Raw genomic sequence first — 18,971 nt, forward strand, 5'->3', positions numbered from 1 at the left:
TCACACTTCAAGAGGCTCCTTGCGGAGCCTCCCTCATAAAATCAAGCCTGTACCGGCAACCTAAAACTCGAAATACTCCGCGAAAGCTGCTGCGCCTGCTCTTCCAGCGAGGCCGCTGCCGCGGCGGACTGTTGCACCAGCGCGGCGTTCTGCTGGGTGACGCCATCCATCTCGGTCACCGCCTGCCCGACCTGGCCGATCCCGCGGCTCTGCTCTTCGGAGGCGACGGAGATCTGCTCCATCAGCGTATTCACCTTATTCACCGACGAAATGATCGAATCAATCACCTCGCCCGAGCGGCTCACCAGCTCCGCACCGTTTTTGACGCTGGAGACCGACTGCGCGATCAGGCTTTCGATATCTTTAGCCGCCACCGCGCTTTTCTGCGCCAGAGTGCGCACTTCGCTGGCCACCACTGCAAAGCCCCGGCCCTGCGTACCGGCGCGCGCCGCTTCAACCGCCGCGTTAAGTGCCAGAATGTTGGTCTGGAAGGCGATGCTGTTGATCACGCTGGTAATGTCTTCGATGCGCTTCGAGTTCGCCGCGATGGTGTTCATCGTGTCGATGACTTCGCGGGTCACCGCTTCCCCGGTGTGGGCATTGTTCACCGCGTCCTGCACCAGTTTTCCGGCCTGATAGACATTATCGGTATTGTTCGCCACCGTCGCGCTCAGCTCCTCCATGCTCGCCGCCGTCTGGGTCAACGCGGAAGCCTGCTGCTCGGTACGCGAAGCCAGATCGATATTCCCGGCGGCAATCTCCTGCGCCGCGTGCGTCACGGTATGGCTCGCATCGCGCACCTGGGCGATGGTCGCCAGCAGTGCATGACGCATCTGCTCCATCGAGCCCATCAGGTGGTCGATTTCGTTGCTTGAACTCCCCTTCACTGGCACCGGAATGTCCAGCTTGCCCGCTGCAATCTGGCTGCAGTGCTCGCGCGCCAGGTTGACCGGGGCAAAGACAAAGCGCTTCATGAAGATGCTGACTGCAACGATCACCACAACAAACAGGCAGGCAATAACGGCAATCATCACCAGGCCGGAGACGAAATTGCTGCTCGCATCCTCGTTCAGGCTTTTAGCGTATTTCTGGTGGACCGAAAGCACCTGGTCGAGAATGATTTCGTACTGGCGGTCGAGACGGGAAACTTCCGGGATCAGCGCGTTAAATTTGGCGACATCGTGCGCCGCAGCGGCATCGATCAGCGGCGCCAGCCCCTGGTTGCGGTAGTTTTGCCAGGCGTCCTGATAGGCACTCACCATCGGTGCTTCATCCGTCAGACGCGGCGAAGCCATAAACGCCGCAAAGGCATTGTCCGCTTTGGTCAGCGCCTCTTTCACTGCGGCAAGCTTTGCAGACTCGTCCGCCGCGTTGCCCGCTTCCACCATCTTCACGTACTCCATCACCCGCACGCGCAGCGTACGGCTGTGGTTGATGGGGTCAATAATCGACAGCACCACCTGGATCTCTTTGTTTACGTTATCCAGAGAGTTATTACTTTTAATGATGAGGCCAACGCTCGTCACGGTGCTGACGATAAAGAACAAAAGCAGCGAGAACAGGACAATCAGGGACGACTTTTTCAACGACATAAACCAATACCTCAAGGAGAATTATTCCTTATGGTTATCGGCGCTTCCAAAACTTAAATTAATTAAAGTTATTGATATATCGCCTGGGGCTATACCGCTGACTTATAGCGCCGCTGCAGGGTGGCATCCAGCTTGCGCTGCAATGGCTGCGGCGTCTCCCCTTCGATCAATTTGCCAATCAGATCAAAGCAGTGCCACGCCAGCTGGCGGTTGTCCTGACGAATGGTATCCACCGGGATCGTCAGTGAATCGTAGAGATAGTGATCGTCAAAGCTGGCTAATCTGATATCGCTTTGCAACAGGTTATGCTGGCCCATATAGCGCAGCACCCCTTCCAGCAGCCCGCAGGCGGCGGTGAAAAGCGCTTTTGGCGGACGCTCCAGGCGGGCGCAGAGTTCAGCAAACATCTCGTACCCGGAGCTCGGGTGATAGTTACCGTGAATGATCCACTCGGGGCGCAGCTCCACGCCGGCCTCTCGCAGACCTTGCTTAAAACCGTCCAGACGGTCGCGCGTCGGAGACAGGCGCGGCTGGCCGCCGAGGAAGTAGAATTCATTTGGATGCTGGCGCGCAATGTCCGCTACCAGCGCCGCTGTCGGGGTAATGGAGTCGGTGATCACCAGCGGCAGCGCGCTGTCGTTCATGTGCCGGTCAAAAAGCACCACGGGCAGCTGCTCGCTGAGCTTCAGGTAGTCCGCATCGTTCAGCATGCTGGAGGCCACAATTAGCCCGTCCACCTGACGCGCCACCATATTGTTCACCACCACCGTCTCCTGCCCCGGATTTTCATCGCTGCAGGAGATAAGCAGCTGAACGCCCGCCTCGCGGCACAGCGTCTCCAGCTCGTGAGAAAAGACGGCGAAACCGTAGTTAGTGATCTCGGGAACGACAAGACCAATGGTGTGGCTGCGGTTATCGCGCAGCGAGCGGGCGTGAATGCTGGGCTGATAGTGGTGCTCTTTTGCAATCGCCAGCACGCGCTCGCGCGTCTCTTCCGCCACGCGAAGCTCTTTGCTGCGCCCGTTCAGGACGAGGCTGGCGGTGGCTTTTGACACACCCGCCAGCTCCGCGATGTCTTTTATGGTGACGCGTTTTGTTTTTCTCACAACGACTTAGATCCGGCTGCCAAAACCCTCATTCTATCATGCAGGCGCGCAGCGACCAGTAGCGTAATGTGATGTCGGACGCACCTTCGAATCGCACCCGGGCCGGATGGTCAGGAAAATAGCGGCTGCTCATCACCCCTTCGCCGTGATTGATGAAAATTTCAACGCTTGAGCAGTCGCACAGAACGCGTAAATGACGAACCTCACCCTGCCAGTAGCGGGTCAATGTTTCACCGGTTTTCAGGCTCGCGCGTTTAAGGCGTAAACCCTGCTCATTGACCGTGAGGCGCAGCGCGCCTGCGAAATCGACATTCACCTGCGATGCGCCCAGCTCAAACTCCAGGCGCGTCGCGTCCAGTTCCGGCGCCTCGCTGGCGCGCCCCTGCCAGCGCTGCTCATCTTCACGCAGCGCCGCCAGCTCGCGCGCCGGGGTCTGCCAGAGCCTGCCGTCACGATAGCGTAATTCACGCGGGCAGGTCATCTGGTGCATCCAGCCGTACGCCCGGGTTGGCTGAAGCATCTCCTCCCCGTCCGGTACGCCCATCCAGCCGATCAGAATGCGGCGTCCGTCTTCTGCTAACGTGGTTTGCGGGGCGTAGAATTCAAAGCCCGCGTCCAGCTCGTGCAGCTCGCCGTGATCGAATGCGGCGCTGGCATAATCAAATGCCCCGCTCATCCAGGTGGCCGGATAGGTATTGAGGTAGCGATGCGGCTCGCGCGCCAGCCCCTGCGGGCAGCAGATCAGGACGTGCGTTCCGTCGAGGGCGAACAGGTCCGGGCACTCCCACATATACCCCGCTTCCGTCAGGCCGTTGACGCCGTGACCAGCGATCTCCCCGCAGGACGTCCAGGCATGCAAATCGGCTGATTTAAACAGCAGCACCTTGCCGCGCTTTTGCTCATCCTGCGCACCCAGCACCATGTACCACTCCCCGTCGTGCTGCCATACCTTCGGGTCACGCACGTGGCCGGTGTAGCCTTCCGGCAGCGCCAGTACCGGCCCCAGCTTCGTAAAGGTTCCGTCCGGCTGCTCCACGGCGAGGCACTGCCAGGCGGTGCGGCTGCCGTCATCAAACTTTACGTTGCCGGTGTAGCACAGCGTGAGAACGCCGTGGTTGTCCACGGCGCTACCGGAGTAGCAGCCGTTGCGGTCATACTCTTCGTCGGGCATCAGCGCCAGCGGCTCATGCTGCCAGTGCACCAGGTCCGCAGAGCTCCAGTGCCCCCAGCATTTAAAGCGATGCTCGCAGGCCAGCGGATTCCACTGATAAAACAGGTGGTAGCGTCCGGCAAACCAGATAAACCCGTTCGGGTCGTTCATCAGCCCCGTCACCGGCGCGGGGTGCCACTGCGGATAATGGCTGTCCGCCTGCGCGCGCGGCTGCCCTTTCATAACGGCCTGCAGGATCGCAGGCCAGCGGGAAAGTTGCGTCATTATTCAGAGTCCGTTTTATATTTCAGCAGCAGCGAGACGGTAAACGCCACGCCGAAGGCAATCACCATGCCGATAATATAGTTAAGGAGCGAGCTGGCCTGAACGATAGCCATGCCCGGAATAGCGGTCAGCCCGACGGCGGTCATGTAGACATGCACTGACACCACCCAGGCTCCGCCCGCCGCGCCGCCGATCAGCGCCGCGATAAAGGGCTTCACGAAGCGCAGGTTGATACCAAAAATGGCCGCTTCGGTAATGCCCAGCATCGCAGAAAACGCCGACGGTAAGGTAATGGCTTTGATTTTCGCGTCTTTGGTTTTGAACCACACCGCCAGACAGGCGCCGCCCTGCGCCACATTCGCCATGGCCCAGATCGGCAGCAGGAAGTTTACGCCAATCGACGGGTTACCCAGCAGCCCGGCTTCAATCGCGTGGAAGCTGTGGTGAATACCGGTGATCACAATCACCGAGTACAGCCCACCGAACAGCAGCCCGGCCAGCCAGCCCGCGTGTTCAATCAGCGTGCTCAGAATAAAGGAGATGCCGTCGCCCAGCGCGCGCCCTGCCGGGCCGATAATCAGCAAGGCGATGAAGCCAGAGATAACGACGGTGAGGAACGGCGTCAAAATCAGATCCAGCGCGTCCGGGATAGCGCGGCGCAGGTTTTTCTCGACGATGCTCATAAACCAGACGGCCAGCAGCACCGGGAATACCGTGCCCTGGTAGCCAATCATCGCGATCTCAAGGCCGAAGAAGTTCATGGTGTGGAAGCCGGAGGCCACGCCCCAGGCGTTGGTCAGCGCCGGGTGGGTCAGAATGCCGCCCAGCGTCGCGCCCAGATACGGGTTCCCGCCAAATTCCCGCGCCGCGGTAAAGCCGATCAGGATTGGCAGAATGATAAACGCCGCCGAGCTGCACATGTCCAGCATGATGTAGAGGGCGTTATCCGCATTGACCCAGCCATAGGTTTTCACCATGCCGAGCAGGCCCATCAGCAGGCCGGACGCCACAATGGCGGGAATGATCGGGACAAAGATATTGGAGAGCAGACGCGCAATGCGCTGGAACGGGTTCAGCTTGCGCGCCGCGATATCCGCCGCTTCAGACTTGCTGGACTCGCTAATCCCCGCCGCCTGAATAAACGCGGCGTAGACCTTATTCACCACGCCCGTGCCGAAAATGACCTGCATCTGCCCGGCGTTATGAAAACAGCCCTTCACGCCCTCGACCTTGCCAATCGCCTGCCGATCGGCAAGCGCGTCGTCGACCAGCACCAGACGAAGACGCGTAGCGCAGTGCGCAGCGCTGGCGATATTTTCCTTGCCGCCCAGCAGCGGAATAAGCTCGCGGGCGATTTGATTAACATCCATAGATACCTCTGCCTGACTTCTTTTTATGATGTGCGAAACGCTCCCGCCGGGCGGGAGCGTGATGGGTTAAAACCAGGTTTCCATCTGGACCCCAAAGTTCCATTCCCCGCCAGCGTTGAAGCCGCTGCTGCCAAAGGCATCATCGCTGGCGTAATTATCCAGTTTGCTGCTCCAGTCCATCCAGGTGGCAAACAGGCGCAGCTCCGGGCGGCTGAAGAAATCGCCGATTTTGCTCGCTTTTAACGTTGGCGCAAAGGTCAGCTTGTAGAAACTGCCGTTCACGGCGTTACGGTCCTTATAGCCTTCCGGATGTAAATCCATGTACTGATAGCTTCCCTCAAACGCCAGCGCGAAGTTCTGGGTCACCTCTTTAATCAGGCGGGTGTTGAGCGTCACCCACTCATAGCTGTCGCCCTTGACGTAGCGATCTTTGCTGCTCTGTGCCAGCACGGCAGGCGCGATACTCCAGCCACCGCCGACAGGCGTGACACCGTAACTTGCGAAGCGCCAGGTATCGGCATCAGACAGCAGCGCCCCGTCGGAACCGATGCTCTTAACTTCTGCACCCAGGCCGTGGCCGTACAGCAGCGCCGTTTTGGCACTCCCTTCCCGCAGGCCATAGAAGCTCTCGTTGTGCAGCCCCACCAGGGCATGAACGCCGTTATTGGCCGCGTCGGTTTTGATGAGATCGCCGTTAGCGTCTTTACGGTCGTCGTTATCCTTCGCCCGCAGGCCGCTCACCATTACCTGCAGCGGCCCGGCAAAGTGGTTCATGCTGAGGATGTAGTTCTGAACGTTGTTGTCGGTCTGCTCCACGCTGCCGAAGTTGCGGCCGTAGATCGAGAAGTTGCTGCGCAGCGAGTCGTTCCACTTCACGTCGTAGACGCCGCCGCCGGTACCGGCCAGGAACACCACGTCGGAATCCAGCCAGTGAATATCAAAGTTGTCGCGGTCGAAGCGTTTACCCGCCCAAAAGGTGCTGCCCTTCAGCGCGCCGGTAATATCAGGCAGGTTACCCAGCTCCGCAAAGGCCTGGCGAATATTGAGATCGCTGGTATCGGCTGACCAGTCGTTATAGGTTCGCTGACCGTCGGCCAGCATCGCCTTGAAGCGCGTGGTCGCCCCGTTATCCAGGGTTTGCTTGTGCTCCAGGTTCAGCTCGACGTAGGTGTCGGCTTCGTTACCCAGACGCCCTACCGCACCGCCGGTTTCCCCGGCTGGCGTCAGGTACGGGCCGCTTTTGCTGCTGGAGGCCGCGTCGTTCATCAGCAGGCCGGAGCGGGCATAGCCGTGGAACTCAAATCCGCTGCTCTGATCCGCTTTTTTCTCCAGCGCGGCGGTACGCTGCGCCACCGCCTGGGTTGTGGTTTGCGTCTGCTGCTGGGCGGCGACCAGCTGCTGCGTTTTTTGTTCGGCTTCGGTGGCGCGTTTTTCGGCGACCTGCGCACGCGCTTCAGCAGCCTGAAGGCGCTGCTCCATCGCGGCAAGGCGCGCTTCGATACTTGTCATATCCGTCTGGGCAAAAACAGAGGTACTGCCGGCCAGCATGCCTATCATCACGGCAAGTCTGCGTTTTTTATACATTTTGTCGCATCCCTAAAAGTATTAATCGAACGTGCTAAATTGCTAAACCGGTTTAGGCTGCTGATACTAAACCCGGGAATTTTGGATCGGCAATCTTTTTTGCTAAACCGATTTAGTAAGTGTGATCGAGGCGACAATTCAGGCCGCCGGACGGCGGCCAGTGAAGGAAGGATTACAGGTCGTGCTGCCAGGGCAACGCGGTCATCGCCCCCTTTGCCGTGGTGGCTAACGCGCCACAGCGCTGGGCTAAGGCGATTGCCGGAACCAGCTCCTGACCGGCGGCCAGCCCGTAGAGCAGCCCGGCGACGAAGGCATCGCCCGCGCCAGTGGTATCGACACATTGCACAGGGGTAGCTGGATAGTGTTTCACCGCGCCCTGATGCCAGGCGATAACGCCCTCTTTTCCCTGGGTGACCAGCACCAGGCGCGCCGGGCAGCGCTGCATCAGCGTGTTCAGACCTTCTCTTACATCCGCATCGCCGGTTAAAAATGCCAGTTCCTCAACGGAGAGCTTGACCACGTCGGCGCTTTGCAGGGCCTGTTCCAGGCAGCGACGCAGCGCGTTCTCATCCGGCCAGAGATCCGGGCGAATATTGGGGTCGAAGCTCACGTAGCCGCCCGCCTTCCGGATGGCGTCCATCGCCTGAAAGGTCGCCGAGCGGCTCGGCTCTGCGCTTAGCGCGATGGAACAGACGTGCAGCCACTCGCCCGCGCTGAAGGTCGGGAGGTCGGCGGGTTCAAGAAACAGATCGGCGCTCGGGCGCACCATAAAGGTAAACGAGCGCTCGCCGAGGTCGTCGAGATCGACCACTACCGTAGAGGTGCGGTGGGCCGGGTCAAGGCGCATATGCTTCACGTCGACCCGCTCGTCAGCGAGCGTTTTCGCCATAAAGCGCCCGAAAGGATCGTCGCCAACCCTGCCGATAAAGGCGCTCTGGCCGCCCAGTCGGGCAATGCCGACCGCGACGTTCGCCGGCGCACCGCCGGGACACTGCAGTAATCGACCTTCTCCATCGGGCAGTAAATCCACTACCGCGTCGCCAAGTACCCAGATTTTTTTCATGTGATCCTCAAAGCTAAACAATATTAAACCGATTTAGCTATTTAAGCACAGGCCGGACAAAGGGGAAATAACGGGAGGAAAATTGCCTAACGCTTCAGATACGGCCAGCGAATATCGCCAACGCCGTTAAGCTGCGGACGGGTAAACAGGAAGCCCTGGAAGCGGCGGATCCCGGCAGATTCTAGCCAGCACCACTCCTCTATTTTCTCGATCCCTTCGGCCACCAGGGTAATTTCAAGATCGGAGCAGCAGCTGATGATGGAGCGCACAATCGCCTGCTTCGGGCCGCTGAGATGGATATCGCTGATGATTTCGCGGTCGATTTTGATTTTATCCGGCTGGAAGCGGGTCAGCAGCGAAAGACCGGCATAGCCGGAACCGAAATCATCGATCGCCAGGCCAACCCCCTCACCGCGAAGCCGCTTGATGGCGCTGTTAAACTGGTTGAACCCGGAGATCATCTCGTTTTCAGTAACTTCAATGACCACCTGCTCCGGCTGAAGGCCATGTTTTTTAATCTCATCGACCAGAAATTCCACCGCGCCAGGGACATTCACCAGCGACATGGGCAGCAGGTTTACCGCGATTTTATGGCTACCAATGCCCAGCTTTTCCGCCAGCGCAAAGGCATAGGCTTTTGTCTGGAGATCGACTTCATAGATTTTCGCCGGGTCCAGGGAGCTGAAGAAATGTTCCGGACTGCCGCCGTCATTGCTACGGATAAGCGCCTCAAGGGAGCTGATTTTCCCTTCCGAGGGCTCGACAATTGGCTGAAGCGCAAACTGGCAGGTTTGCCCGGCAATCAGGCCCAGATGTTCACCAAAGGGTAGCGCTTCGGTCGAGAGCGCCCATTTGTCCGAGGTGTAACGCGTCCCCGACGGGGCCGGACGTTTACCGGTTATAAAGGTCTGAATAAATTTGAACACCCGATCGTCGGAGGTCAGATAGCTGTCCAGCTTGCTGTAGCGCAGCACCGACTGCAGCACCTCTTTCGGCGACTGCGTTTGCAGGTCGAACAGCAGCATACCGACGTTTTCGAAGCGTCTGCGCGGACCATAGTCCCGCAGCAGTTCAACCACCCCACTGTGACGCTTGTCCTCACGGATGGTGTGGAACAGTTTGACCACACTCTCTTCCGACCCTTCGAGGATCTGCAGAACGTCATTCCCTTTTGCCAGGAGGACGCCGGTAATATCCAGTTTTGTGTTGCGGCCCCTGGCGCGCTCCACCAGCTCCCGCAGTTCGGTGGACGGGCGGGATAAATTCAACTGGCTTTGGTAGATCAGCGTCGTCAGCACAAAAAGGGGTTCCAATGATAAAGAGAGGTGCCTTGAAGCTACTATGTAACATACTTAATCAATGCGACCTAACATATTCACGCTACAAGGGAACATTACTTTTCCCCATCGCCAATCCTGCTGTCGATCCTCTCCTGCATATAGTCGTAAAACGGGTTCGAGGTGACCCGCATCAGCGCCTCTTTTCCGACGCTCAACACGGACGTTTCTCCCCACAGCGCAATTGTCCCCAGGCTTATCCCGTAGCGGTTTTTCACCCCAGGCTCACGGCCATAGAGATCGTCATCCGGCGGGAACGGCACGGCGATATGCGACAAGGAATAGACATCCTGCGGCCAGGTCTGCACAAGCGGCACAACCGTCTCCCGCGTGCTCCCTGCTGGCGTTGTTTTCGCCACCGTCGAGAAACTGTGTGCGTCCGCATTTGTAATAATCGTGACACCGTAACGTCTCTGCGCAACCGGCAGCAGCGCCGAGGTTGCCGTCCACGACGACGGCTTGAACAGCGGGCGGAAGCTGGCCGCCTGATTGATGTCAAACACCACTAGCTCGCTGCCGTTTGCCGGAAGCTGGTCAAACAGGCCGGTCACCACCGCGCGGGTGCTGACCGTAGAATCCATGACCGACTGGAACGCCAGCACAGGCGGTAAATTCACCAGCCTGTTCTCCCGCGCCTCGCGGCCAATCTGCTCCTGCAGGGCCTTCGTCAGCAGCCACGACTGGCGCGCGGCGTTCACCGGGAATGAGTTGTATTTATACGGGTTATATTCCGGGGAGATATTCAGCCACGCCGCTTTGGCAAACGGCGGCAGCAGCGCCGGTAGCCCCGCAAAACCGGCAAAGCGCGCAAAGGCCGTCACGCCGATCATCGGTGAGAGTAAGATTACCTGCTGCGGTCGACGAAGCGCAGAGGAATCCAGCGCATCGAGAGCATATTTCATCGCCAGCGCCCCGCCGTTGGAGTACCCCACCAGATGCAGCGGCACGTTATCTCCCGTCAGGCGCGTGGCTTCCCGCACGGCAAGACGCGTCGCCGCGAGCCACATCTCCCAGTCAACGTCGGTCAGCGCGCCGGGCGCGGTGCCGTGTCCGGGCAGGCGCGGAACCACGGCCACAAAGCCCTGCTGTTGATAATTTTCTGCAAGGTGCTTGACGCTGTAAGGCGAGTCCGTTAGCCCGTGCAGCAATACCACCGCGCCACGGGGTTTTCCTGCTGGCATCAGCTCAAACGAACGGTTGGCATCGGGCGTGAACTGTCCCGGCCAAACCAGGCTTTGGCGATAATAGCGGTTTAGCGGCGTTTGTTCCTCGCCCGCTGTTTTCGCCGTCACCGCCCTATCAAGCTCGGCGAAAATGGCGTTTTCCCGGGCAACATACCCGGCAAAGTTGGTGTTATCGAGTTCACGGACGGACATCTCGTCCGCCCGCCAGGTGTGCCAGAGGTGCAGGTCCGGCCCCTGCTGCGAGAGATAGACCCGCACCGCCAGCAGGACGACCAGGACGATCCCCACGACCATCCCTGTTTTCTTTGCCAGCGCCGCCAGGCGCACGCTGATTCGCCAGGGCAAATTCGCCATGCCGGGATCCCTTTTATGTTCACTGTCCTTTTATCTTATCAAAAATGTGAACGGACTGACGTATTCATCAAATTCATACCTGCCGCGTCAGCCGCTGCACCAAAAGTGAACTACGCTGCACAAATGTTGATCATTGGTTAACTAAATATTGCGTGAAATTAACAGCACGGCGGGTTTTTACCTCACCGTGAACATGGCACGCGTCGTGCATTGTTAACCCGGTAACACAAATCCAGCTTTTGACAGCCAGTTAACAGCGAGGCGGTATGACGACGAAACCCGAGATGTTGAGCCGTATCGAAGCGACGTTCAGCCAGCTCACTCCCAGCGAAAAGCGGGTCGGGAGCTGGCTGCTGGCGCACGCCGCGCAAATCCCGTTTGAAACCGCGGAGAGCGTCGGTCTGGCGAGCGGGACCAGCGGGATCACCGTCGGACGCTTCCTGCGCAAGCTGGGGTATCGCAACCTGGAAGATGTCAAAAAGAGCCTGCGCGATCCGTATCAGCCCTGGGGCATGAACGAGCGGCTGGACTCCTGGCAGCAGCAGCGCCCCCTGCCCAACCGCCTTCAGCATGCCCTGTCGCTGGAGGTGGACGCCATTACGCAGGTGTATCAGCTGGCGCAAACGGACACCTTCCGTCAGGTGGTGCACAACCTGGCCCACGCCGACGCGGTGTTTGTGCTGGGGATCCAGTCCACGCGCGGGATCGCCAACGCCTTCTTCAGCCATCTCGAGTACCTTCGCCCGCGCGTGAGCTATTCCGAAGGCGCGTCCGGCAGCTGGGTGGAATCCCTCAACTCCGGGTTTTCGCACCCTTACGTTGTGCTGACCGATACGCGAACCTACTCCACGATGGCCCGCCAGTACTGCCGCGTGGCGAGCGAAAAAGGGATCCCGCTGGCCTTAATCACCGACATCTGGTGCCCGTGGGCGCGGGATTACCCGATGGATTTACTGCAGGTGAAAACCGATACCGGTCATTTCTGGGATTCGCTTGCCCCCGTGAGCTGTCTGTTCAACCTGCTGCTGTCGGGCGTGGTGGAAGCGCTGGGTGATGCGCTCCCGGCGCGTCTGGCGGTAAACCGACAATTACAACAAGAGTTTGGTCAATTCGAACGCTAAAGGAGCGGAGCTATGCCCGATGAGAGTGAACTGATTGACGTGGCGAAGACGTTTCCCACGCTGCATATCGATCTGAAGTACGCCACCGCCGACAACATCACCGGCAGGCCGATCTATCAGGAGGCGCTGTGCCTGCTGCATTCCGACGCCGCCACCGCGCTGGCAAAAGCCATCAGCATTGCCGCCCTGGCCGGGCTGAAGCTGGTGGTGTACGACGCCTACCGGCCGCAGCAGGCGCAGGCCCAGCTGTGGGACGCCTGCCCGAACCCGGAGTATGTGGTCGATGTGGCAATTGGCTCCAACCACAGCCGCGGTACGGCCATCGACGTCACGCTGATGGACGAGCATAACAGCGTGCTGGATATGGGCGCCGGTTTTGACGAAATGCATGACCGTTCGCATCCCTATCACCCTTCCGTACCCCCGCACGCCCAGCGTAACCGTCTGCTGCTGAACGCCATCATGTTCGGCGGCGGTTTCGTGGGGATTAGCAGCGAATGGTGGCACTTCGAACTGCCGAACGCCGCCAGCTACCCGCTGCTTGATGACCGTTTTGCCTGTTTTCCCCTGACGCACACCTCTCTTTAACCTGGAGCACTGCCATGAAAACATCGCTTCTCACGACCCTGATTGCCGCCACGCTGGCGTTGAGCGCCCCGCTGGCGCTGGCCGCCGTCCCGAAAGACATGCTGGCGATCGGTAAAGCCGCCGACCCGCAAACGCTCGACCCTGCCATCACCATCGATAACAACGACTGGACCGTCACCTATCCGTCCTACCAGCGTCTGGTCAAGTACAAGCCCGGCTCTACCGAGGTGGAGGGCGATCTGTCGACGGGCTGGAAGGCGTCCGACGACCAGAAAGAGTGGACCTTTACCCTGACGGATAACGCCAAATTCTCCGACGGCACGCCGGTCACCGCCGAAGCGGTCAAACTCTCCTTTGAGCGCCTGCTGAAGCTCGGCCAGGGGCCGTCTGAAGCCTTCCCGAAAGATCTGAAAATTGATGCCGTCGATGACCACACGGTGAAATTCACCCTCAGCCAGCCGTTCGCGCCTTTCCTCTACACGCTGGCAAACGACGGGGCGTCCATCATTAACCCGGCGGTGCTGAAGGCCAATGCCGCGGACGATGCGCGCGGTTTTCTGGCGCAAAACACCGCCGGTTCCGGGCCGTATATGCTGAAGAGCTGGCAGAAAGGCCAGCAGCTGATCCTGGTCCCGAACCCCCACTGGCCGGGCGACAAGCCGCACTTTAAGCGCGTTTCGGTGAAAATTATCGGCGAGAGCGCTTCGCGCCGACTGCAGCTTTCCCGCGGCGATCTGGACATTGCAGACTCCCTGCCGGTCGATCAGCTGGCGGCCCTGAAGCAGGAAGGCAAAGTCGCCGTCGCGGAATACCCCTCCCTACGCGTGACCTATCTCTATCTCAACAACAGCAAAGCGCCGCTCAATCAGGTGGATTTACGCCGGGCCATCTCCTGGGCGACGGACTATCAGGGAATGGTAAAAGGCATTCTGAGCGGCAACGGCAAGCAGATGCGCGGCCCGATCCCGGAAGGCATGTGGGGCTTTGACGCCGCGGCAATGCAGTACAGCTTCGACGAGGCCAAAGTCAAAGCGGCGCTGGAGAAGGTCAAAGACAAACCCGCCAGCCTGACCTTCCTTTACTCGGACAACGATCCGAACTGGGAGCCTATCGCCCTCTCCACTCAGGCGAGCCTCGGCAAGATCGGCATTAACGTCAAGCTGGAAAAACTGGCCAATGCCACCATGCGCGACCGCGTCGGTAAAGGCGATTACGACATTGCCATCGGCAACTGGAGCCCGGACTTTGCCGACCCATACATGTTCATGAACTACTGGTTCGAATCGGACAAAAAAGGGCTGCCGGGCAACCGCTCGTTCTATGAGAACAAAGAGGTGGATTCGCTGCTGCAGGCCGCGCTGAAAACCACCGACCAGGCGGAACGCACCAAAGATTACCAGCAGGCGCAAAAGGTGGTGATAGACGAAGCGGCCTACGTCTATCTGTTCCAGAAGAACTACCAGCTGGCGATGAACAAAGAGGTCAAAGGCTTCACCTTTAATCCGATGCTCGAGCAGGTGTTCAACATCGCCACCATGAGTAAATAACGGTTCTCGCCGGGGGAAAGCGTATGACGTTCTGGAGCATCGTGCGCCAGCGCTGCTGGGGGTTACTCCTGGTGGTGGCCGGTGTCTGTATTATTACCTTTATTATTTCACACATGATCCCCGGCGACCCGGCGCGTTTGCTGGCGGGCGATCGCGCCAGCGACGAAATCGTGCAGAACATTCGCCAGCAGCTGGGGCTGGATCGGCCGCTGTATGTGCAGTTTGGCCGCTACGTGGACGCCCTGGCCCACGGTGATTTAGGCACATCCATCCGTACCGGACGCCCGGTTGCGGAAGACCTGAAGGCCTTTTTCCCCGCAACGCTGGAGCTGGCCTTTTGTTCTTTGCTGCTGGCGCTGGTTATCGGCGTGCCGCTGGGGATTTTGTCGGCGGTGTACCGCAACCGCTGGCTGGATCACCTGGTGCGTTTAATGGCGATGACCGGGATTTCCACGCCTGCATTCTGGCTTGGGCTGGGCGTGATTGTCCTGTTCTACGGGCATCTGCAGATTCTGCCGGGCGGCGGCAGGCTGGACGACTGGCTCGATCCGCCGACGCACGTCACCGGGTTTTATCTGCTGGACGCCCTGCTGGAAGGCAACGGTGAAGTCTTTTTCAACGCGCTGCAGCACCTGATTTTACCCTCGCTGACGCTGGCGTTTGTTCACCTGGGCATCGTGGCGCGCCAGGTGCGCTCGGCGATGCTGGAGCAGCTTAGCGAGGACTACATCCGCACCGCACGCGCCAGCGGGCTGCCCGGCTGGTACATCGTCCTGCGCTACGCCCTGCCGAATGCGATGATCCCGTCCATTACCGTGCTCGGACTGGCGCTGGGCGACCTGCTTTACGGCGCCGTCCTGACCGAAACCGTCTTTGCCTGGCCGGGTATGGGCGCCTGGGTGGTGACGTCCATTCAGGCTCTGGACTTCCCGGCGGTGATGGGCTTTGCCGTCGTCGTTTCGCTGGCCTACGTGCTGGTTAATCTGGTGGTCGATCTGCTTTACCTGTGGATTGACCCGCGAATCGGGCGCGGAGGTGCCGAATGATGTTAACGCAGGAAACACCCGTCCCGGTGAAAACCGCCAGACAACGCATCAACTGGGCAAAGCTGTTCTGGATGCTGCGCCAAAGCCCGCTCACGATTGTCGGCGGCGTCATTATGATCGCGATGCTTTTGCTGATGGTGACCTCGCCGTGGATAGTGCCGCATGACCCGAACGCGCTGGACCTCACCGCCCGCCTGCAGGCCCCTTCTGCGCAACACTGGTTTGGCACCGATGAGGTGGGACGCGACCTGTTCAGCCGCGTGCTGACGGGCAGCCAGCAGTCGATTACCGCCGGGCTGGCGGTGGTGGTGATTGCGGGCGGCATTGGCTCGCTCCTGGGCTGTTTGTCCGGCGTCCTGGGCGGGCGCGGCGACGCCGTCATCATGCGGGTGATGGACATTATGCTCTCCATTCCTTCTCTGGTGCTGACCATGGCGCTGGCCGCCGCGCTCGGTCCGAGCCTGTTTAATGCCATGCTGGCGATTGCGATTGTCCGCATACCGTTCTACGTGCGGCTGGCGCGCGGGCAAACCCTGGTGGTGCGTCAGTTCACCTACGTTCAGGCCGCCCGCACGTTTGGCGCGTCCCGCTGGCATTTGATCCGCTGGCACATCCTGCGCAACGCCCTGCCGCCGCTGATCGTGCAGGCGTCGCTGGATATCGGCAGCGCCATTCTGATGGCCGCCACGCTGGGGTTTATTGGCCTGGGCGCGCAGCAGCCCACCGCCGAATGGGGCGCAATGGTGGCCGTGGGCCGTAACTACGTCCTGGACCAGTGGTGGTACTGCGCCTTTCCCGGTGCGGCGATTTTGATTACCGCCGTGGGCTTTAATCTGTTTGGCGACGGTATCCGCGATCTGCTGGATCCGAAGTCAGGAGGCAAACAGTAATGACCGAACCGGTACTCAATATTGAAGACCTGCACCTGAGCTTCCCGGTTTTTCGCGGGGAGGTCCACGCCCTGAACCACGTTTCGCTGGAGATCGGCAGGGGCGAAATTGTCGGCGTGGTGGGCGAATCAGGGTCGGGCAAATCCGTTACCGCCATGCTCGCCATGCGCCTGCTGCCGGAGGGCAGCTACCGTATTCATCACGGTCAGGTGAGATTACTCGGTGAAAACGTCCTGACGGCGTCCGAGAAACAGCTTCGCCAGTGGCGCGGCGCTAAAGTGGCGATGATTTTTCAGGAGCCCATGACCGCTCTCAACCCGACGCGGCGGATTGGCAAACAGATGGTGGAGGTGATCCGCCAGCATCAGCCGCTTTCCCGGCGCGAGGCGCAGCAGAAGGCGATCGCCCTGCTGGAAGAGATGCAAATTCCGGACGCGAAGGAGGTCATGGCGCGTTATCCGTTTGAACTCTCCGGCGGCATGCGCCAGCGAGTGATGATCGCCCTTGCCTTCTCCTGCGAGCCGGAGCTGATCATCGCCGACGAACCGACCACCGCGCTGGACGTGACCGTCCAGCTCCAGGTGCTGCGCCTGCTGAAGCATAAGGCGAAGGCCAGCGGCACCTCGGTGCTGTTTATCAGCCATGATATGGCCGTCGTGTCCCAGCTCTGCGACAGAATGTACGTGATGTATGCGGGCAGCGTGATCGAGAGCGGCGCCACGCAAACGCTGATCCACCGCCCTGTGCATCCCTATTCTATCGGCCTGCTGCGGTGCGCGCCGGAAAACGGCCAGCCGCGCGACCTGCTTCCCGCCATCCCCGGCACTGTGCCTAACCTGAGCCAGCTTCCGCAGGGGTGCGCGTTCCGCGAGCGCTGCTTTGCCGCGGGGGCAAAATGCAGCGAAACGCCGCGCCTGCAGCCGCATGGCGCAGAGGGCCAACTGGCTGCCTGCTGGTATCCACAACGGGAGAAACACCATGTCTGATGTACTGCTGGAACTGGATAGCGTGCACGTGAACTTTGCGGCGCGCAAAAACTGGCTGGGCCGCGTGACGGAACGGGTCCATGCGCTCAACGGGCTGGATCTCCAGATCCGTCGGGGCGAAACGCTGGGCGTTGTCGGAGAATCCGGCTGTGGGAAAAGCACGCTGGCGCAGCTGCTGATGGGGATGCTTAAACCCAGCACCGGCGCATGCCAGCGTGCCCACCATGCCGGTGGCATGCAGATGGTGTTTCAGGATCCGCTCTCCTCGCTCGACCCGCGATTGCCGGTCTGGCGCATCATTACCGAGCCGGTGTGGGTGCAAAAACGCAGCAGCGAGCGCGAGCGCCGTCAGCTGGCGGCGGATCTGGCGCTGCAGGTGGGCATTCGCCCGGAATATCTCGACCGCCTTCCACACGCCTTCTCCGGCGGGCAGCGCCAGCGCATTGCCATCGCCCGGGCGCTTTCGTCCGATCCGGATATCATCGTGCTCGATGAACCCACCAGCGCGCTGGATATCTCCGTGCAGGCGCAAATCCTCAACCTGCTGGTGACGCTACAGCAGCAGCGTAATCTGACCTACGTACTGATCTCGCATAACGTCTCGGTGGTCAGACACATGAGCGACCGCGTGGCGGTGATGTATCTCGGACAGATTGTGGAGCTGGGCAGCGCCGCGCAGGTACTTGGCGAGCCGCGCCACCCCTATACCCGCCTGCTGCTCGATTCGGTTCCCCGCACCGGAGAGCCGCTGGATGAAACGCTGGCGTTACGCAAAACGGAGCTGCCCGGCAACCGTCATCTGCCCGAAGGCTGTTTTTTCCGCGACCGCTGCCCGATGGCCGCGCAGGGGTGCGAACGTCCTCAGCCGCTACAGCCCTCTCGCGAGGGCCGTCACGTTCGCTGCTGGCGCAGCCTGGGTTAAATTTGCGCCATCCCGCCGTCCACAAACAGCTCGGTGGCGTTGATAAAGCTGGCCGCGTCGGAGGCCAGAAACGCCACCGCTTTACCCACCTCGCCCGGCGCACCTAAACGTCCGAGCGGCACCTGCGCGGCCAGCGCGTCGTACAGCCCCTGGCGGTGTTCTTCCGGCACCAGATCCCCTAAACCAGGCGTTTTGATCGGGCCCGGGCTTACGACATTGACGCGGATCCCACGGCCCTGCAAATCCAGAGCCCAGGAGCGGGCAAAGTTACGCACCGCGGCCTTACTGGCGCTGTAGACGCTGAAGTTAGCCGTCCCCTTAATCGACACCGTCGAGCCGGTCAGAATGATCGACGAGCCGGTTGATAACAGCGGCAGCGCCTTCTGCACCGTGAACAGCACCCCGCGAACGTTGGTGCCAAAAATCCGGTCAAACTGTTCTTCGGTGATCGCGCCCAGCGGCAGCATATCGCCGCCACCCGCATTGGCGAACAGAATATCGAGACGGCCTTCTTCTTTTGCTATCCGGGCATAAACCGCATCCAGATCGGCAAGCTTAGAGACGTCCGCGCGAATGCCCACTGCGTCAGAAGCAATCTCTGCTACCGCGGCGTCAAGTTCGGCCTGACGACGCCCGGTGATGTACACCTTCGCGCCCTGTGCCGCCAGCTCCTGCGCCGTGGCAAGACCAATACCGGTGCTGCCGCCGGTGACCAGTGCAATTTTTCCTGAGAGAGTCGTGTTCATGTCATTTACCTTTTTGTGTTTGCGTTGGACAGACTTTATCCCTTGCGACATTTGTGAAAAATGGGCAAAAATGAAAATGACTATTCATCTACGGAAATAA

16 protein-coding genes are annotated in these 18,971 nt (G+C 59.9%); 7 read left to right on the forward strand and 9 right to left on the reverse strand.

Annotated elements, in window-relative coordinates; all coding sequences use genetic code 11:
- Positions 1–41: 41 nt before the first annotated feature.
- The 8 genes from IM271_RS00725 to IM271_RS00760 all read right to left on the reverse strand — a co-directional run bounded on the left by IM271_RS00725 (position 42) and on the right by IM271_RS00760 (position 11,025).
- Positions 42–1,592, reverse strand: a complete 1,551-nt coding sequence (locus tag IM271_RS00725; protein ID WP_193051987.1) for a methyl-accepting chemotaxis protein — start codon at positions 1,590–1,592, stop codon at positions 42–44.
- 89 nt (positions 1,593–1,681) lie between these two features.
- On the reverse strand, positions 1,682–2,698 hold the full coding sequence (locus IM271_RS00730) for a LacI family DNA-binding transcriptional regulator (protein WP_048999607.1): 1,017 nt from the start codon (positions 2,696–2,698) through the stop codon (positions 1,682–1,684).
- 28 nt (positions 2,699–2,726) lie between these two features.
- Positions 2,727–4,133 (reverse strand): sucrose-6-phosphate hydrolase, encoded by a 1,407-nt coding sequence (locus IM271_RS00735; protein WP_193051988.1) that lies wholly within the window; start codon positions 4,131–4,133, stop codon positions 2,727–2,729.
- The gene (locus tag IM271_RS00740; protein WP_028013216.1) at positions 4,133–5,503 is read right to left on the reverse strand and encodes a sucrose-specific PTS transporter subunit IIBC; all 1,371 of its coding nucleotides are present in this window, start codon (positions 5,501–5,503) and stop codon (positions 4,133–4,135) included. Before IM271_RS00740 ends, IM271_RS00735 begins: the two co-directional genes overlap by 1 nt.
- Positions 5,504–5,569: 66 nt before the next feature.
- A complete protein-coding gene (locus tag IM271_RS00745) occupies positions 5,570–7,087 on the reverse strand; it encodes a carbohydrate porin (protein ID WP_193051989.1) in 1,518 nt (505 codons plus the stop codon).
- Positions 7,088–7,259: 172 nt separating this feature from the next.
- Positions 7,260–8,150: an aminoimidazole riboside kinase gene (locus tag IM271_RS00750; RefSeq protein ID WP_193051990.1), complete on the reverse strand. Its 891-nt coding sequence runs from the start codon at positions 8,148–8,150 to the stop codon at positions 7,260–7,262.
- Positions 8,151–8,236: 86 nt separating this feature from the next.
- Positions 8,237–9,448 carry a diguanylate phosphodiesterase gene (locus tag IM271_RS00755; RefSeq protein WP_193051991.1) on the reverse strand — a complete coding sequence of 404 codons (1,212 nt, stop codon included), beginning with the start codon at positions 9,446–9,448 and terminating at the stop codon, positions 8,237–8,239.
- 95 nt (positions 9,449–9,543) lie between these two features.
- On the reverse strand, positions 9,544–11,025 hold the full coding sequence (locus IM271_RS00760) for a carboxylesterase (RefSeq protein WP_193051992.1): 1,482 nt from the start codon (positions 11,023–11,025) through the stop codon (positions 9,544–9,546).
- Between the two features lie 266 nt (positions 11,026–11,291).
- Here IM271_RS00760 and IM271_RS00765 point away from each other — a divergent pair, with 266 nt between their 5' ends.
- From IM271_RS00765 to IM271_RS00795, 7 genes are read left to right on the forward strand one after another with little or no spacing between them, the layout of a single operon-like run.
- Entirely contained in the window at positions 11,292–12,146 is an 855-nt protein-coding gene (locus tag IM271_RS00765; protein ID WP_049137999.1) for a MurR/RpiR family transcriptional regulator, read from the forward strand.
- 12 nt (positions 12,147–12,158) lie between these two features.
- Positions 12,159–12,734: a D-alanyl-D-alanine dipeptidase gene (gene ddpX, locus IM271_RS00770; protein ID WP_193051993.1), complete on the forward strand. Its 576-nt coding sequence runs from the start codon at positions 12,159–12,161 to the stop codon at positions 12,732–12,734.
- Positions 12,735–12,748: 14 nt separating this feature from the next.
- On the forward strand, positions 12,749–14,281 hold the full coding sequence (locus IM271_RS00775; RefSeq protein WP_193051994.1) for an ABC transporter substrate-binding protein: 1,533 nt from the start codon (positions 12,749–12,751) through the stop codon (positions 14,279–14,281).
- Between the two features lie 23 nt (positions 14,282–14,304).
- Positions 14,305–15,327, forward strand: coding sequence for an ABC transporter permease (locus IM271_RS00780; RefSeq protein WP_041909885.1), 1,023 nt, complete (start codon positions 14,305–14,307; stop codon positions 15,325–15,327).
- Positions 15,324–16,217 carry a D,D-dipeptide ABC transporter permease gene (ddpC, locus tag IM271_RS00785; RefSeq protein ID WP_041909883.1) on the forward strand — a complete coding sequence of 298 codons (894 nt, stop codon included), beginning with the start codon at positions 15,324–15,326 and terminating at the stop codon, positions 16,215–16,217. Before IM271_RS00780 ends, ddpC begins: the two co-directional genes overlap by 4 nt.
- Positions 16,217–17,203, forward strand: a complete 987-nt coding sequence (locus tag IM271_RS00790) for an ABC transporter ATP-binding protein (RefSeq protein ID WP_041909881.1) — start codon at positions 16,217–16,219, stop codon at positions 17,201–17,203. Before ddpC ends, IM271_RS00790 begins: the two co-directional genes overlap by 1 nt.
- On the forward strand, positions 17,196–18,125 hold the full coding sequence (locus tag IM271_RS00795; protein WP_047368600.1) for an ABC transporter ATP-binding protein: 930 nt from the start codon (positions 17,196–17,198) through the stop codon (positions 18,123–18,125). The genes IM271_RS00790 and IM271_RS00795 overlap by 8 nt, the downstream gene beginning before the upstream one ends.
- Here the strand turns inward: IM271_RS00795 and IM271_RS00800 are convergent.
- On the reverse strand, positions 18,122–18,871 hold the full coding sequence (locus tag IM271_RS00800) for an SDR family NAD(P)-dependent oxidoreductase (protein ID WP_047368601.1): 750 nt from the start codon (positions 18,869–18,871) through the stop codon (positions 18,122–18,124). The genes IM271_RS00795 and IM271_RS00800 overlap by 4 nt on opposite strands.
- Positions 18,872–18,971: the final 100 nt, after the last annotated feature.

This window comes from Enterobacter cloacae complex sp. I3 (assembly GCF_014896175.1).
GTDB classification, from domain to species: Bacteria; Pseudomonadota; Gammaproteobacteria; order Enterobacterales; family Enterobacteriaceae; genus Enterobacter; species Enterobacter bugandensis.

Coding starts and splice junctions, on each gene's coding strand:
- IM271_RS00725 (WP_193051987.1), bottom strand. CDS start 1,592: ATGTCGTTGAAAAAGTCGTCCCTGATTGTCCTGTTCTCGCTGCTTTTG.
- IM271_RS00735 (WP_193051988.1), bottom strand. CDS start 4,133: ATGACGCAACTTTCCCGCTGGCCTGCGATCCTGCAGGCCGTTATGAAA.
- IM271_RS00740 (WP_028013216.1), bottom strand. CDS start 5,503: ATGGATGTTAATCAAATCGCCCGCGAGCTTATTCCGCTGCTGGGCGGC.
- IM271_RS00745 (WP_193051989.1), bottom strand. CDS start 7,087: ATGTATAAAAAACGCAGACTTGCCGTGATGATAGGCATGCTGGCCGGC.
- IM271_RS00750 (WP_193051990.1), bottom strand. CDS start 8,150: ATGAAAAAAATCTGGGTACTTGGCGACGCGGTAGTGGATTTACTGCCC.
- IM271_RS00760 (WP_193051992.1), bottom strand. CDS start 11,025: ATGGCGAATTTGCCCTGGCGAATCAGCGTGCGCCTGGCGGCGCTGGCA.
- IM271_RS00765 (WP_049137999.1), top strand. CDS start 11,292: ATGACGACGAAACCCGAGATGTTGAGCCGTATCGAAGCGACGTTCAGC.
- ddpX (WP_193051993.1), top strand. CDS start 12,159: ATGCCCGATGAGAGTGAACTGATTGACGTGGCGAAGACGTTTCCCACG.
- IM271_RS00775 (WP_193051994.1), top strand. CDS start 12,749: ATGAAAACATCGCTTCTCACGACCCTGATTGCCGCCACGCTGGCGTTG.
- IM271_RS00780 (WP_041909885.1), top strand. CDS start 14,305: ATGACGTTCTGGAGCATCGTGCGCCAGCGCTGCTGGGGGTTACTCCTG.
- ddpC (WP_041909883.1), top strand. CDS start 15,324: ATGATGTTAACGCAGGAAACACCCGTCCCGGTGAAAACCGCCAGACAA.
- IM271_RS00790 (WP_041909881.1), top strand. CDS start 16,217: ATGACCGAACCGGTACTCAATATTGAAGACCTGCACCTGAGCTTCCCG.
- IM271_RS00795 (WP_047368600.1), top strand. CDS start 17,196: ATGTCTGATGTACTGCTGGAACTGGATAGCGTGCACGTGAACTTTGCG.
- IM271_RS00800 (WP_047368601.1), bottom strand. CDS start 18,871: ATGAACACGACTCTCTCAGGAAAAATTGCACTGGTCACCGGCGGCAGC.